The organism is Gluconobacter cerevisiae, from assembly GCF_015244675.1.
GTDB classification, from domain to species: Bacteria; Pseudomonadota; Alphaproteobacteria; order Acetobacterales; family Acetobacteraceae; genus Gluconobacter; species Gluconobacter cerevisiae.
In genome coordinates this window covers 1-15,041 of sequence record NZ_JABCQO010000003.1, presented here as the reverse complement: position 1 = coordinate 15,041, position 15,041 = coordinate 1, and the positions used below count along the sequence as shown (strand labels likewise).

Sequence of the window (15,041 nt, the reverse complement as noted above, 5' to 3'; positions counted from 1 at the left end):
GACCGGATGCCATGATGACTGACGACAATGCCATGCTGAAACGTCTGCACGAACTGCGCAGCGAGCATCGTGATCTGGATACCGTCATCGAGCGTCTCGTCCATCATCCCCTCAACCAGCTTCAGCTTCAGCGTCTTAAAAAGCGCAAGCTTCAGCTCAAAGATGAGATTTCGTGGATCGAGACCCGTCTCATCCCGGATAATATTGCCTGAATGAGCCAGATCCTCTCCGCCGACGAAACCCTTCAGGACGACGTGCCTGTCCGCGTTGGCGTCATCATGGGAAGCCAGTCCGACTGGGACACCATGCGTCACGCCTGCGACATCCTCGACGATCTGGGCATTGCCCATGAACGACGGATCGTTTCTGCACACCGTACTCCGGATCGTCTGGTGGAATACGCCAAGACGGCACGTCGGCGTGGACTGCACGTCATTATTGCGGGTGCTGGTGGAGCTGCGCATCTTCCGGGAATGTGCGCAGCCTGGACAAGCGTTCCTGTGCTCGGTGTTCCGGTCCAGAGCCGGGCGCTGAACGGTCAGGACAGTCTGCTTTCCATCGTCCAGATGCCCGGTGGCGTTCCAGTCGGTACGCTGGCGATCGGTAAGGCCGGTGCGATCAATGCGGGGCTTCTGGCCGCGTCGATCCTCTCGGTTTCCGATGGGCAGGTCATGGCGCGTCTGGATGCCTGGCGGGCGACGCAGACGGCTGCGGTGGCGGACGTTCCTGTCGAATGAACACACAGGACATTTTTGCGCCCGGCAGTACGATCGGGATCATTGGTGGTGGACAGCTTGGTCGCATGTCTGCCGTCGCTGCATCAAAACTCGGCTATCATGTGCATGTTCTGAGCCCGGAGTTCCCGAGCCCGGCCACAGAAGTCGCTGCTTCCGTTACTGTTGGGGCCTATGACGACCCTGCCACGCTTGAGGATTTTGCCTCGCGTTGCGATGTGGTGACGTTCGAATTCGAGAACATCAATGCCGAGGGTCTGGCGCTTCTGGAAAAACGCCGTCCGGTGCGTCCGGGAGGTGACATTCTTCGGATCAGTCAGGACCGGATTGCGGAAAAGACGCGGCTGTCCGGAATTGGTGTCAGCCTTGCGCCATGGCGTGCGGTCAATGGCCCGGAGGATCTGCCTGAGCTGGAAACACTGGGTTTTCCTCTGATCCTCAAGACCACGCGCTTTGGTTACGACGGCAAGGGGCAGTTCCGCGTGCCGGATGTCGAGGCCCTTGCTGCTCTGGAAGACCTTCCCTACCCGCTTGTTGCGGAGAAGATGATCGATTTCGAGCGTGAGCTCAGTGTGATGGTTGTGCGGGCTCTGGACGGGACCGTGCGCTGTTTCGATACGGTTGAAAATCGTCACCGGAACGGTATTCTGGATGTGACGCTCGCGCCTGCCCGCGTCATGCCCGATATTGCGCGACAGGCCCAGGATATGGCGGCCCAGATTGCAGAAGCATTGGGTCTGGTTGGGATCATGGGCGTGGAAATGTTCCATGCGGCGGATGGAAGCCTCATGGTGAACGAGATTGCCCCTCGCCCGCACAATTCCGGTCACTGGACCATGGATGCGTGTCTGGTCGATCAGTTCGAGATGCATGTTCGTGCGGTTACAGGGCTTCCCCTGCCGCCTGCGCGTCGCCATTCCGATGCGATTATGCACAATCTGATCGGTCCGGAAGACATGGCACGTGTTCCGGCCATTCTGGCGACGGATGGGGCGTCGCTCCATCTTTATGGAAAGTCGGAGGCGCGTGAGGGGCGGAAAATGGGCCATGTAAACACCATTTTCCCGCGAGGCGTCCTTCCCGGAGAACTGGCCCTCGAAGGGCTTCTGCCGCCTCGGGGCTGAGAAGTTTTAGAGCAGGTTGCTACGCCGGAAACTGGTGTGGCGGCCGTTGCCGATGATGAAATGGTCCGCGATCGTGACGCCGACCACATCCAGCGCGGCCTGAACCTGCATGGTCATCTGAAGGTCGGCTTCTGAGGGGGTGGGGTCGCCGCTTGGATGGTTGTGGACCAGAACAAGTGCGTTGGCGCCGACTTCAACGGCGCGTCGCGCAACTTCGCGTGGATAGACGGGCGTATGGTTCACCGTGCCTCTGGCCTGAGCCTCGTCAGCGATCAGACTGTTCTTTTCGTTCAGAAACAGAATTCGGAACTGCTCGATATTTTCCCGCGCCAGACGGGCTGTGAGATAATCGAGCAGTTTCTGTTCGCTATCGAGCACGTCTTCAGGCGGAAGGCGCGCGCGGTTATATCGAAGTGCCGCTTCCTGAAGGAGGCGAATCATAGGCGCCATATGCGTGCCCATATTCGTGATGCCTTCAAGTTCGCGATTGCTTGCTGAGAGAACGGCAGCTAGCGATCCAAAACGGGTAAAGAGCGTACGTGAAAGTTCGGCGCTGCCCTCCTCACGTCCGGTGAACAGGACGGTCATCAGATGCAGCAGGGTCTCATCGTCGAGATGGCGCCCGCGGCCCGTCAGAAGAGCGAGCGGCGGTTCAAGTTTTGAGGGTGTCTCGGTCAGGGTAGTGATCTGTCTCAGATCGGCCGATGACAGACCCACCATGCCATCCGAAAAGCCGCTCGTTTCGCTCTCCATTTACAGTAACCCTCCCTGACGCATGCTGGAGGGTGGCCCCTCGCCTGTGATGAGCACATCATGAAGTGTGATGGACAGGGGGCGCATTGCAAAATCCAGCTGTCTGGCCGCCTGTGATAGATCTTCGGGACGCTCTGTTGGATGGACGTAAAACCCAATCAGGGCTGTGGCGTGCAATGCAAGTGCCCTGATGGCGATGGCGCGGTTGCGTTTGGTTGGCGTATCGGCGTCGGGTGCCGCCTCATCCGCCAGAAGGCGATTACGGTTGTCGAGATAGAGTAGCCGGAACTGTCCTGATATCCCTCCCTCAAGCGCCTGATCGAGATAGGTTACGAGTTGATCCCAGTTGCTCAGCATCGGACGTTCGCGCTGTTCCGAAGACGCCAGCCGCTCCGCTGCAACGCCGGGGAGGCGCAGGACACGGATGGCGTCGTCTTTCAGGCCCGCTGCTCGTAGGGCCTGCGTTGGAGCGCGAAAGACCTCGACCAGACTGCCGAAATGTCCGATCAGTCCTTTGGCGAGTGGCTTCGTATCTTTGCGGGGCACACCGGCGAAAAGAAGCATTTCCAGAATTTCATAGTCTGCCAGCGTGCTCGCACCCGTGTTCAGCACGCGTGCACGCATTCTCGCCCGATGTCCCTGTGGACCGGTGCCGCGTGTCAGATCGATCCGGGGATAGGTGTTGGCCATGACGGTATCTCACTCTATATCGGGAGGGTGCCGCAAGACCTTCCTTCCCCCACACCCGAGTATCTCTCCCGTCTCAACCCGGAGCAGAGACGCGCCATCGAGACGACCGAAGGCCCGCTCCTCATTCTGGCGGGTGCGGGAACGGGCAAAACGCGCGTTCTGACGACGCGCTTTGCACATATTCTCCTGACCGGACGCGCTTATCCGAGCCAGATTCTGGCCGTGACCTTCACGAACAAGGCCGCTCGTGAAATGCGCGAGCGTGTCAGCGCGATTCTGGGTGAGCCTGCGGAAGGGCTGTGGCTGGGGACGTTTCATGCGATTTGCGCGCGGATGCTGCGGCGACATGCGGAATATGTGGGGCTGACCAGCAGCTTCAATATTCTCGACACAGACGATCAGATCCGCCTGCTCAAGCAGGTCATGGACCCTTGGAAGATCGATACCAAACGCTGGCCGCCGAACCAGCTCATGGGCATCATCCAGCGCTGGAAAGATCGCGGTCTAACGTCCGACCGGGTGACACCGGCGGAAGATTCCGATTTTGCCAATGGTCATGCGCTGGCGATCTACCGAGCGTATCAGGAACGTCTGATTGCGCTCAACACGTGTGATTTCGGCGATCTGATGTTGCACATGACGGAGATCCTGCGGAACCAGCCCAATGTGCTGGCGCAGTATCATCGGAGTTTTCGCTACATCCTCGTAGACGAGTATCAGGATACCAATACCGTTCAGTATCTGTGGCTGCGTCTGCTGGCGAAGCGCGAGCATGGACCGTCCAACATTGCCTGCGTGGGGGATGACGACCAGTCGATCTATTCCTGGCGCGGGGCGGAAGTTGAGAACATCCTGCGATTCGAAAAGGATTTTCCCGGTGCGGAAGTGGTGCGTCTGGAGCGCAATTACCGCTCGACAGCACAGATCCTCGCTGCCGCTGCCGGGCTGATCGCTCATAATGAGGGACGGTTGGGCAAGACGTTGCGGCCGGGCCGTGAGGATGCGGACGGCGAGAAGGTTCAGATCATCGGCGTTCGTGATTCGGACGAGGAAGCGCGAATCGTAAGTGGTGCTATCGAGCGCCTGCGCGCTGACGGTCATCCGCTTTCGGAAATCGCCATTCTGATGCGAGCCGGGTTCCAGACGCGGCCGTTTGAAGAACGGCTGATGCTCATCGGGATTCCGTATCGCGTTGTGGGCGGGCTGCGATTTTACGAACGTGCTGAGATCCGGGATTGTCTGGCCTATCTGCGCGTCCTGTCGCAGCCTGCGGATGATCTGGCGTTCGAGCGAATCATCAATGTTCCGAAACGGGGTGTGGGTGCAGTGGCGGTGCAGAAGCTGCATGTTCAGGCACGGGCCCTCCCCGGCCCGCTGACGGCGGCGGTGAACTGGCAGCTTCAGGAAGGATTGCTCAAAGGTAAGTCCAAAGAGGCGCTGGGCGGGCTGATGGCCGCGTTCCAGCGGGCCAAGGCCACACTGGAGACTGAAGGTCACGTCGTTGCGGCCGAGCAGCTTCTTGAAGACAGCGGTTATCTTCAGATGTGGCGGGACGACCGTTCCGTTGAGGCTCCGGGCCGTTTGGACAATATCCGCGAGCTTCTGCGCGCGATTGGCGAATTCGGAACGCTTCAGGGCTTTCTGGAGCACGTCGCGCTTGTCATGGACACGGAGAGTGAGACGTCCGACGACAAGGTCAGCCTCATGACGTTGCACGGCGCCAAAGGGCTGGAGTTTGACACGGTGTTCTTGCCGGGCTGGGAGGAAGGCGTGTTCCCGTCCCAGCGGTCGCTGGATGAAGGTGGAAACCGGGCGCTGGAGGAAGAGCGCCGACTCGCTTATGTCGGCCTGACGCGGGCGCGGCGTCGGGCCATCGTGCTGCATGCGGCCAGCCGACGCATTTATGCGAACTGGCAGTCTTCAATGCCAAGCCGCTTCATCGAGGAAATTCCGTCCGAACATGTTCAGATGAATGGACAGGCGTTCGAGACGCGTCGTCAGGCTGCGGCGGCACCCTCCATGTTCGCGTCCGGGCCACTCACCAGCACACGTCCGTCAGGGTTCAGCGCCCCTCGCCCGAAACTTCATGACGTGAAGCCGGAGCCGACCGTCGCGATCGGGGCGACGGTTTTTCATCACAGGTTCGGTGAAGGCACGGTTATCGGTGCCGATGGGCCGCAGTTGCAAATCAATTTTGAAAACGGTGGCGTCAAGCGCGTCATGTCAAACTTTGTGGAGATCAGATCGTGATGGCACCCCGCAGCATTGGCCGTCGCCATGCCAGTGCGCTCGAAACCCTGTCCATCACGGTTGAAGAGCCTTTTGTTCCCCTGTTCGAGCAGGCGCTCATGTGCGCCTGCGAGACGGTAGGCATTTTTGAAGCCGACGACGCGCAGAAATACTGGCGCGTGGAAGGCGTGAAGGACACGGGGTTCAAGGAAGACGAGCTCGAAAACGCTCTGGCGGTCGCGCGGCTGCTGACCGGCTGTGAGGCTGAACTTGAACGGACCCCGACCGAATCCGAAGGCTGGCTGGCCCGGACCTATGAGTCTTTTCCGCAACAGAATGTGGGCAAGCGCTTCGCCATTCGTGGCACTCATCTGCATGGCGCGCCGGATCAGTCCCGTCTGACGATTACACTGGATGCGGGAATTGCCTTCGGTTCGGGCGAGCATGGCTCCACACGCGGCTGTCTGCGGGCTCTGGAGATGGTGGCGTATCGCAAGCCGCAGCGTATTCTGGATATGGGATGTGGGTCCGGTATTCTGGCCATGGCGGCGGCGAAGCTGCTGCATCGTCCGGTTCTGGCGGTCGATATCGAGCCTTGGTCCGTCCGGACGGCCAAGCTCAACGCGCGGCTGAACGGTCAGGGCAATCTGCTGGACTGCCGTTTTGGCAATGGCTGGCAAACCGAGGCCGTGCGCGCCAAAGCACCGTATGATCTGGTTTTCGCCAATATTCTCGCCCGCCCACTGTGTCGGATGGCGCAGTCTCTGGCGTTGAATCTTGCGCCGAACGGGACCGCCATTCTGGCCGGACTGCTTTACAGTCAGGCGCGGATGGTTCTGGTGGCGCATCAGCGGCAGGGTCTCGTTCTGGAGCGTATTTTGCGTGAGGGCGACTGGGCCACGCTGATCCTGCGTCGCCGCCGCTGATGAACGCGCCGCGGGCATTGCCGGTGATTCGGAACGCCAGTCAGGGCGATCTTCCAGCGATTCTGTGGATTACCAATGATGCCATCGAGCATACCGATGCGCTCTGGATCACGACCCCCTTTACGCTGGAGCAGAGGCGTCAGTGGTTCGAGGACAGGCTGGCGCACGGATATCCCGTTCTTGTTGCCGTCGATGTGGCTGGCGAAGTGACGGGATATGGCTCTTACGGGTCTTTCAGATCTTATGAAGGCTATGCCCGTACAGTTGAACACTCGGTTTACGTTTCACCTCTGTATCAGCGTCGGGGCATTGGCCGCGCTCTTCTGCTTGCTCTGATTGAGCATGCAAAACATGCTGGATTTCACGTCTTGGTGGCTGGGATCACGGCGGATAATGTTGCGTCCGTTGCGATGCATCGCGATTTTGGCTTCCAGACCTGTGGCATGCTCCCACAGGTGGGGCGCAAGCATGCCCGCTGGCTTGATCTGCTGTTTATGACACTCTGCCTCGACGATATGTCTTCTGTGGAAAAGGACTTTTCATGACCCTGTCCTCAATCCCGCTCAACGAGCGTCCTGCCCTTGTTCGCCCAGCCTGCAAAGCACTGTGTGTTGACGGTTTCATCATTCCGCGTGGGGATGAATATCTGGGCGAGTATGTTGCCCCCTGTGCAGAGCGTCTGGCCTGGCTGACAGGCTTTACGGGAAGCGCTGGCCTTGCGGCTATTCTGCCGAACGTGGCCGCAGTATTTTCCGACGGGCGTTATACGGTGCAGTTGGAAGAGCAGGTTCCGCATGATCTGTGGGAGCGTCGGCATATTTCGCTGGAACCGCTTTCCGACTGGCTGGCGGAGCATGCGAACGGGTTAAGAATCGGCTATGATCCGCGTCTGGTCAGCCAGTCCATGCTGGCGTCATGGCAAACGCCGGGTGTTGAACTTGTCGCGCTGGCGTATAATCCGATCGATCAGGCTTGGGCAGACCGTCCAGAGGACCCTGCCAGTCAGATCATGTCGCAGCCTTTGGAATTTTCCGGGGAAAGCAGTTCCGACAAGCGCCTGCGTCTGGGACAGGCCCTGATCCGGGCCGGGCACGATGCCGCCATCATCGCAGACTGCACCTCGCTGGCCTGGCTGCTGAATATTCGTGGCAGCGATGTTCCCCTCACGCCTGTCGCGCATGGTTATGCAATCCTGCACGCTGACGGAACAGCTGAATGGTTCGTTTCGTCGGAGCGTCTGTCGGCGGATGTGATGGAGGTCTGTGGTTCGGGTGTGACAGTTCATGCCCCTGCGGAGCTGGCAATGCGCCTTGAGACCCTCAAGGGGAAAACGGTGCGCGTGGACCCCGTTTCGACAGCTGTGTGGTTTCACACCACGCTTCAGGCAGGCGGTGCGACGGTTGTGGACGGAACGGACCCCTGCACGCTTCCAAAAGCGATCAAGAACAGTGTTGAGCAGGAGGGCGCGCGTCAGGCCCATGCCCATGACGGCGTTGCAATGGCCCGCTTCCTGTATTCTCTGACGGTCTCAGGAATCGGCCAGCACGAGACGGATCTCGTCACGAGGCTGGATGGTCTGCGTGCCCGCTCCAATGATTATCGGGAGCAGAGCTTCGATGCCATTTCCGCGGTCGGGCCGAATGGTGCTTTCCCGCATTATCGGGCGCAGGTCGGTCATGATCGGGTTCTGGAAGCCGGCAGCGTCTATCTGATCGACAGCGGTGGTCAGTATCCGTTCGGCACGACGGATATTACCCGTACGCTCTGGGTCGGGGATCAGGAGCCACCAGCCAATGTGCGGGAAGCGTTCACGCGTGTCCTGAAGGGCAATATCGCCCTTTCCCGCATCCGTTTTCCGCCCGGCACGACCGGACACAGGCTGGATGTTCTGGCACGCGCAGCCCTGTGGCAGGTCGGGATGGACTACGATCATGGGACTGGACATGGCATCGGAAGCTATCTGTCCGTTCATGAAGGACCGCAGAATATCTCCCCTGCGCCACGACCTGTTGCACTTGAAGCAGGCATGATTGTTTCCAACGAGCCGGGATATTACGAGCCGGGGCAGTACGGAATCCGGATCGAGAATCTGATGCTGGTGCGCCCATCTTCGTTCAAGGGCAGCAAGGGCGCGTTTCTGGAGTTCGAAATCCTCAGCTACACGCCGATTGATCGTAAGCTGATTGATGTGGCGCTTTTAAATGATGCCGAGTTGAACTGGCTGAATGCATATCATGCGGAGGTTCAGGCGCGGGTCTCACTGCATGTCGAACCAGAAGTCGCAGAGTGGCTGGCGGAGGCCTGCAAACCGCTCGTTCGGTAAAGTTGCAGGCATAACCGTTTTTTTACCTTTCCCGATCATAAATAGAAAAATGATTGGGAAAGTTCGTTTTCTTGCTGCTGCCATGACGCTCTCCGGTGTGCCGGTTGCGAAGGCTTTTGATGTTTCTTCTGTCTGTAAAACGGCGGTGCAGGCTGCCGAACAGCAGGCAGGGATTCCGCCTCGTCTTTTAGATGCCATCAGCCGTGTGGAGAGCGGGCGGCGGGACCCGAATGGTTCGGCGACCATTGCCTGGCCCTGGACCGTCAATGCGGCCGGAAAAGGGTATTTCTACGAGAGCAAGGACGAAGCCATTGCGGCGGTGCGGGATTTTCAGGCCCACGGCATCATTTCGATTGATGTAGGCTGCATGCAGATCAACCTGCACCATCATCCGGACGCTTTTTTTTCGCTTGAAGATGCTTTCGATCCGTTCAGCAATGCCCGCTACGGTGCCCGTTTCCTATCCGGACTGCATCATCAGCTTCAGGGCTGGCCAGCCGCGACGGCAGCCTATCACTCTCTCACGCCAGCTCTGGGTGCCGACTATGCCCGGCATGTGCTGGCCATCTGGAACGGACAACCCGACAGTTACCGACCTCCCGATTTCCTTCCACAGGTCGTCATGACAGCGTCCGGTCTTCAGGCCATGCTTCCAGCCGCCAGGCCTGCCCCTTATTTTGCTCTGAACAGGCAATCCGGATTTTCTGAACGGCCGACGCCGCGGGTGGAAGCCATGCCGTCTGTTCACATGGTGTCCTATGCGCCACCGCCCCGCATTATCCATCACGCAGTCGGTCAGGGCGGAAGCGCTTTTCCGGTGCATGGCGGACGGGATCTCGCATCCTATCGTGCCATGCCGATCCGGCTTGCCTGGCGTCAGCGCTGATCAGAACCCCGACCAGCCACCCCCTGCTCCGGCATAGGCTCCATGATGGGATGAATGATGTCGGGTGACGGATGTTCCGCCGTCATCAGGGTTGTGGACACAGGCGGAAAGTCCCAGAAAAAATATCAAGATCGACGCGCGGAACATCATTTCTCAGCACACCTTACACTTTGAAACTGTCCGTCAAAGAACCCGGACCAATCTGGTTCGTTTTATGCTTCATGAATGGAGAAAAATCATGAAGTTCCTGCTTTGCCTGCTCGTCGGCGCACTCACGGCCCGAATGTGGTTCCGTGTTCTGGCCAATACATCATGGCGTTCCGCGTTGGCGAAAAGCAGGAATAGTTGAGGCGGAGAACTTCCCCCGCTCAGAAAAACTCCGGTGCTTCAGGACGTGAGGCATCCAGCCAGCCCTGAAGCATGTAGGCGGCGGCCATCTTGTCGACGACTTCGGCCCGCCGCCCTCGTGTCATGTCGGCATCCTGGATCAGGAAACGGTTCACGGCACTTGAGGACAGGCGTTCGTCCCATAGTCCTGCGGGAATCCCCAGACGTTCGGACAGAGCCTGCGTCCAGTCGGAGGCCGCACGGGCTGCGGGGCCAAAAGATCCATCCAGTGAAAGCGGCAATCCGACAACAAGAGCACCGACATCCTGAGTGCGTACGATCTTGGCAAGTTCCTGGGCGTTTCCTCCCAGTTTTCTGCGCTTGAGGCCGATCAAGGGGGAGGCCAGCATGAGCGAAACATCCGTCAGCGCGACGCCGATGGTTTTCGATCCGGGGTCTAGCCCGAGGATGCGCTGACCGGATTGAACGAGATTACGGAGATCATGTGGATTGAACAGGGGCATAGCACGGCGTTATGATCCCCCTGAAGGCTGAAAAGCCACCATAAAATTTCCTCTTGTTCAGGAATATTCATGTCGCTCGACGCGAAAACGGTTACGCGCATCGCCAGACTGGCGAGGATCGGTCTCAGACCCGAAGAGGTTGAAACTCTCGGTCAGGATATGGGCTCCATCATTGACTGGGTGGAACAGCTCAAGGAAGTGGATGTCACGGGCGTTGACCCGATGATTGGCACAGGTCTGGCAAAGCCCCGCCTGCGGGAAGATCGGGTCACGGATGGCGATTGCCGTGACAAGGTTCTGGCCAATGCTCCCGAACGGGAAGGTCCGTTCTTCACGGTACCGAAGGTGGTAGAATAATGTCCGGCATTCACGATTTCACGCTTGCTTCGGCTCGGGACGCGCTCAAGGCGCGCAAAATATCCGCAGTCGAACTGACGAACGCTCATATTGACGCGATCGATCGTCTGGACGGTCAGCTCAACAGCTTCATCACCCGCACGCCCGATCAGGCCCGGGAAGCCGCCAAGGCTTCGGACGCGGCTCTGGCCAAAGGCGAAGGTGGCAGCCTGTGTGGTATTCCGCTGGGCATCAAGGACCTGTTTTGCACGAATGGCGTCCGCACCACCGCGGCCAGCAAGATCCTTGGCAACTTCGTACCGCCCTATGAAAGCACGGTTACAGCCAATCTGCTCAAAGATGGCGCAGTTTTTCTGGGCAAGCTGAATCTTGATGAATTTGCCATGGGGTCGGCCAATCTGACCTCCGCGTTTGGACCGGTCGAAAATCCATGGAAGCGCAAGGATTCTGACGCCAAGCTGGTTCCGGGTGGGTCTTCGGGTGGATCAGCTGCAGCGGTTGCGGCCGGACTTGTTCTGGGTGCGACGGGCACGGATACGGGTGGTTCCATCCGTCAGCCAGCAGCGTTTACGGGTATTGCTGGCATCAAGCCGACCTATGGTCGCTGCTCGCGTTTCGGGACGATTGCTTTTGCAAGCTCGCTCGATCAGGCTGGCCCAATGGCCCGTAATCTTCAGGATTGCGCCATTCTGCTCGAATCGATGGCTGGTTTCGATCCGCGCGATTCCACGAGTGTTGATACGCCTGTTCCGAACTACGAAGCTGCTCTGAAGCGTGGCGTCAAAGGACTGCGCGTTGGTATTCCTAAAGAATATCATGTGGACGGCATGCCCGCAGAAATCGAGGCGTTCTGGCAGCAGGGTATGACCTGGCTACGGGATGCTGGGGCGGAAATCGTTGAGGTTTCCCTGCCTCACACGAAATACGGCCTTCCGACCTATTACATCGCGGCTCTTGCTGAAGCGTCTTCGAATCTTGCGCGCTATGATGGTGTTCGTTTCGGTGAGCGTGTGAGTGCACCTTCGCTGGATGGTCTCTATGAAGCCAGCCGTGCCGCTGGTTTTGGCGAAGAGGTCAAGCGCCGCATCCTGATCGGCACGCATGTGCTGTCTTCGGGTTATTACGATGCTTATTACCTGCGCGCGCAGAAGGTTCGGACGCTGATTCAGCAGGACTTCCTGAAAGCTTTCGAGAATGTCGACGTTCTTCTGACGCCGACCGCACCTTCCGGCGCTTTCGCACAGGACGAAAAGCCGACCGATCCGGTGCAGATGTATCTCAATGACGTCTTTACAGTTCCGGCGAGCATGGCGGGTGTCCCTGCCCTGTCCGTTCCGGCTGGTCTGGACGCGCGCGGTGTGCCGCTTGGGTTGCAGCTTATCGGCAGGTTCTTTGATGAAGAAACTCTGATTGCTGCCGGTCATGCGATCGAACAGGCGGCGGCGTTTCATCACAGACCCACCATTCATGCAGGAGTGTCGGCATGAGCTATCGTATCACCGGCAACACCGGCGAATGGGAAATCGTTGTCGGTCTTGAAGTCCACGCCCAGGTCGTCAGTGAGGCCAAGCTCTTTTCCGGCGCTTCGGCGGAATATGGCGGCGAGCCGAACACGCATGTCAGCCTTGTCGATGCGGGCTTTCCCGGCATGCTGCCTGTTCTAAATCAGGAATGCGTAGCGCAGGCTGTCCGTACGGGTCTGGGGCTTGAAGCTGAAATCAACCTGTTCAGCCGATTTGATCGCAAGAACTATTTTTACGCCGATCTGCCTACTGGCTACCAGATCAGCCAGTTCGCTCACCCGATCATTGGCAAGGGCAAGGTTCTTGTTGATCTGGCAGATGGCAGTACGCGCGAAATCGGTGTGACGCGTCTGCACCTTGAGCAGGATGCGGGCAAGTCGATCCACGATCAGGACCCGACACGCTCTTTCATTGACCTGAACCGTGCTGGCGTCGCGCTGATGGAAATCGTCAGTGAACCGGACATCCGTTCGCCTGAAGAAGCCGGAGCCTATCTGCGCAAGCTGCGTCAGATCCTGCGTTATATCGGCACCTGTGACGGCAATATGGAAGAAGGTTCCATGCGTGCCGATGTGAACGTGTCGGTCCGTAAGCCGGGTGAAACGGAATATCGCACGCGCTGCGAGATCAAGAACGTCAATTCGATCCGCTTCGTGATGATGTCCATAGAGGTTGAGGCGCAGCGTCAGATCGAAGTCTGGGAAGCTGGTGGAACCGTCGATCAGGAGACTCGTCTGTTCGATCACGTCCGGAGCGAAACACGTTCTCTGCGTAGCAAGGAAGATGCGCACGACTATCGCTACTTCCCTGACCCTGACCTTCTGCCGTTGGTTATCGAACAGTGCTGGGTTGACGAACTCAAGGCGGCTTTGCCTGAGCTGCCTGAAGCCAAGCGCGCACGTCTGGAACAGGAATATGGTGTCAGTCGCTACGAGTCTTCGGTTCTGTGTGTTGAGCAGGCGATCGCTGACTTCTACGAGACTGTGGCCCGCGGTGCAGACGCCCGTCTCGCCGCCAACTGGATGTTGGGGGACTTCTTCGCAGCCCTGAATCGCACCGGCCGTTCCATTGAGGACAGCCCGGTAAGTGCGGAAGGTCTGCGAGAGCTTCTGGGCCTGATTTCCAATTCCACGATTAATGGCAAGATTGCCAAGGAAGTCTTGGAAGACATGGTCGAGACGGGCGATTCTGCCTCTGCCATCGTCGAGCGCAAGGGGCTCCGTCAGGTTACGGATACAGGTGCCATCGAAAGCTCCATTCGCGAAATTCTTGCGGCCAATAATGACAAGGTCGAAGAATATAAAAGCGGCAAGGACAAGCTTTTTGGCTTCTTCGTCGGTCAGACTATGAAAGCCATGAAGGGCAAGGGGAACCCTGCCCTCGTCAACGAAACTCTGAAAAAACTTCTTTCAGAGTAAGGCGAAAAAAATGTTCTTAGGGGGTTTGACCACGCCGCGGTTACCCCCTAAGAACACTCCTACATACGCAGTGTGAACCGCGTAGAGTGCGGAGGGGTGGCCGAGAGGCTGAAGGCGGCGGATTGCTAATCCGTTATACGATGTAAGTCGTATCGTGGGTTCGAATCCCATCCCCTCCGCCAGTTCTTTTGAAAAAATAAAATAAATTAAAAGAGCGCATCAATATTATAGAAGTTGTTCCTGAATGATGGTGACTACGGGCCAGGTCGTCCGATAGAGCTGATGCCGGGTTTTGCCATTATAAAATTATAACAAGCCTCATTGCCAGACCGGATAATTCTTGCTGGCTTCTACTATACTTGAGGTTCAATCTTCTTATTTATCCTGCGATTTTGTTTCATATCACTGTGTATATAAATTGAAATTTAGAGCGTTGTACTCTCTTCGTTGCATATCATGAGAAAATCATAGGATGCACCCGGTTATCGCGTTATGAAGATCCGGTTGTTTCTTTCAGGAAGCTCATCATGCATTCCCTGCCCCTCTCAAATCTGACCGGTTTGCACAATACGTGAATTTTTTTTCCTTCAAAAAGAGAGCATCCATACCGTCATTTGCCGTTATGACCGGTGGAACAGGCGGAATTGGGTGTGAGGTTGCAGAGATTCTTCTGGAGCAAGGCTGGGATGTTCTCCTTCTGACACGACGGCCCGGCAAAGCTGAAGAACAGGTTTCTAGTAGGAAGGGACGATTTGAGGCAATTTTCTGTGACCTCGCGCAGCCTGTAGATCTGGAAACTGTTAGTGCTGCGGTTCTTCAAAGAAAAAAACCTATCGGCTTACTGATTCATTGTGCAGGAAAGATACAGCCTGAGTCGGCTGGAAATATCACGCGGGTTAGTCTGGAAGAACAGACGACAATCAATCTGACGTCTCCAATACTTATGACCAGTCAATTGCTTCCTGCCCTGTCTCCCAAAGCGCATATTGTATTTGTTAATTCCATTGCAGGCGTTATGCCCTTGCAGGGAAGTTCAGTATATAGTGCAACCAAATTTGGTCTCAGGGGTTTTGCGCGCTCGCTTGCGCTGGAATTTAAACCAAAAACTATACAGGTGGAGGGATCGAAGAACCGTTGATTGATGTGCTTGGCCCGTGATTTTAGTTTTTGGGCGCTTTGATTGACGGTTCTTTGGGTCGGTTTTGATCTGCGTTTTGAGCGGATCGG

The 15,041-nt window shown here is 57.5% G+C and carries 15 protein-coding genes and 1 tRNA gene; 13 read left to right on the top strand and 3 right to left on the bottom strand.

The window, feature by feature from the left end; all coding sequences use genetic code 11:
• Positions 1–11 precede the first annotated feature (11 nt).
• Genes HKD21_RS04905 through HKD21_RS04895 form a run of 3 tightly spaced genes read left to right on the top strand, consistent with a single transcriptional unit; the run spans position 12 to position 1,858 of the window.
• Positions 12–212 (top strand): YdcH family protein, encoded by a 201-nt coding sequence (locus tag HKD21_RS04905; protein ID WP_011253895.1) that lies wholly within the window; start codon positions 12–14, stop codon positions 210–212.
• Complete coding sequence (gene purE, locus HKD21_RS04900; RefSeq protein WP_194254504.1) at positions 213–737, top strand: 5-(carboxyamino)imidazole ribonucleotide mutase; 525 nt, start codon at positions 213–215, stop codon at positions 735–737.
• Entirely contained in the window at positions 734–1,858 is a 1,125-nt protein-coding gene (locus HKD21_RS04895; RefSeq protein WP_194254503.1) for a 5-(carboxyamino)imidazole ribonucleotide synthase, read from the top strand. Before purE ends, HKD21_RS04895 begins: the two co-directional genes overlap by 4 nt.
• A 6-nt stretch (positions 1,859–1,864) precedes the next feature.
• On the opposite strand, the gene radC is transcribed toward HKD21_RS04895, so the two are convergent.
• Together radC and HKD21_RS04885 are read right to left on the bottom strand one after the other, a co-directional pair.
• The gene (gene radC / locus HKD21_RS04890) at positions 1,865–2,611 is read right to left on the bottom strand and encodes a RadC family protein (protein WP_228121011.1); all 747 of its coding nucleotides are present in this window, start codon (positions 2,609–2,611) and stop codon (positions 1,865–1,867) included.
• Entirely contained in the window at positions 2,612–3,235 is a 624-nt protein-coding gene (locus HKD21_RS04885; protein WP_228121009.1) for a JAB domain-containing protein, read from the bottom strand. It abuts the gene before it with no gap.
• Positions 3,236–3,328: 93 nt separating this feature from the next.
• On the opposite strand from HKD21_RS04885, the gene HKD21_RS04880 reads away from it, so the two are divergent.
• Genes HKD21_RS04880 through HKD21_RS04860 form a run of 5 tightly spaced genes read left to right on the top strand, consistent with a single transcriptional unit; the run spans position 3,329 to position 9,665 of the window.
• The gene (locus HKD21_RS04880) at positions 3,329–5,551 is read left to right on the top strand and encodes an ATP-dependent helicase (RefSeq protein WP_194254737.1); all 2,223 of its coding nucleotides are present in this window, start codon (positions 3,329–3,331) and stop codon (positions 5,549–5,551) included.
• Entirely contained in the window at positions 5,551–6,456 is a 906-nt protein-coding gene (locus HKD21_RS04875) for a 50S ribosomal protein L11 methyltransferase (RefSeq protein ID WP_194254736.1), read from the top strand. Before HKD21_RS04880 ends, HKD21_RS04875 begins: the two co-directional genes overlap by 1 nt.
• 23 nt (positions 6,457–6,479) lie before the next feature.
• Positions 6,480–7,001, top strand: a complete 522-nt coding sequence (locus tag HKD21_RS04870; protein ID WP_456305535.1) for an N-acetyltransferase family protein — start codon at positions 6,480–6,482, stop codon at positions 6,999–7,001.
• Entirely contained in the window at positions 6,998–8,779 is a 1,782-nt protein-coding gene (locus tag HKD21_RS04865; protein WP_194254500.1) for an aminopeptidase P family protein, read from the top strand. The genes HKD21_RS04870 and HKD21_RS04865 overlap by 4 nt, the downstream gene beginning before the upstream one ends.
• 49 nt (positions 8,780–8,828) lie before the next feature.
• Positions 8,829–9,665: a lytic transglycosylase domain-containing protein gene (locus HKD21_RS04860; RefSeq protein WP_194254499.1), complete on the top strand. Its 837-nt coding sequence runs from the start codon at positions 8,829–8,831 to the stop codon at positions 9,663–9,665.
• 368 nt (positions 9,666–10,033) lie between these two features.
• Here HKD21_RS04860 and ruvX read toward each other — a convergent pair whose 3' ends face one another.
• Positions 10,034–10,516, bottom strand: coding sequence for a Holliday junction resolvase RuvX (gene ruvX, locus HKD21_RS04855; protein ID WP_194254498.1), 483 nt, complete (start codon positions 10,514–10,516; stop codon positions 10,034–10,036).
• 69 nt (positions 10,517–10,585) lie between these two features.
• On the opposite strand from ruvX, the gene gatC reads away from it, so the two are divergent.
• The 5 genes from gatC (at position 10,586) to HKD21_RS04830 (ending at position 14,952) form a co-directional block, all read left to right on the top strand.
• Positions 10,586–10,873, top strand: a complete 288-nt coding sequence (gatC, locus tag HKD21_RS04850; protein WP_099286596.1) for an Asp-tRNA(Asn)/Glu-tRNA(Gln) amidotransferase subunit GatC — start codon at positions 10,586–10,588, stop codon at positions 10,871–10,873.
• Complete coding sequence (gene gatA / locus HKD21_RS04845) at positions 10,873–12,360, top strand: Asp-tRNA(Asn)/Glu-tRNA(Gln) amidotransferase subunit GatA (RefSeq protein WP_194254497.1); 1,488 nt, start codon at positions 10,873–10,875, stop codon at positions 12,358–12,360. Before gatC ends, gatA begins: the two co-directional genes overlap by 1 nt.
• The gene (gene gatB / locus HKD21_RS04840) at positions 12,357–13,814 is read left to right on the top strand and encodes an Asp-tRNA(Asn)/Glu-tRNA(Gln) amidotransferase subunit GatB (protein WP_194254496.1); all 1,458 of its coding nucleotides are present in this window, start codon (positions 12,357–12,359) and stop codon (positions 13,812–13,814) included. The genes gatA and gatB overlap by 4 nt, the downstream gene beginning before the upstream one ends.
• A 90-nt stretch (positions 13,815–13,904) precedes the next feature.
• Positions 13,905–13,996 (top strand) — tRNA-Ser (locus HKD21_RS04835).
• Between the two features lie 389 nt (positions 13,997–14,385).
• The gene (locus tag HKD21_RS04830; RefSeq protein ID WP_194254495.1) at positions 14,386–14,952 is read left to right on the top strand and encodes an SDR family NAD(P)-dependent oxidoreductase; all 567 of its coding nucleotides are present in this window, start codon (positions 14,386–14,388) and stop codon (positions 14,950–14,952) included.
• Positions 14,953–15,041 lie beyond the last annotated feature (89 nt).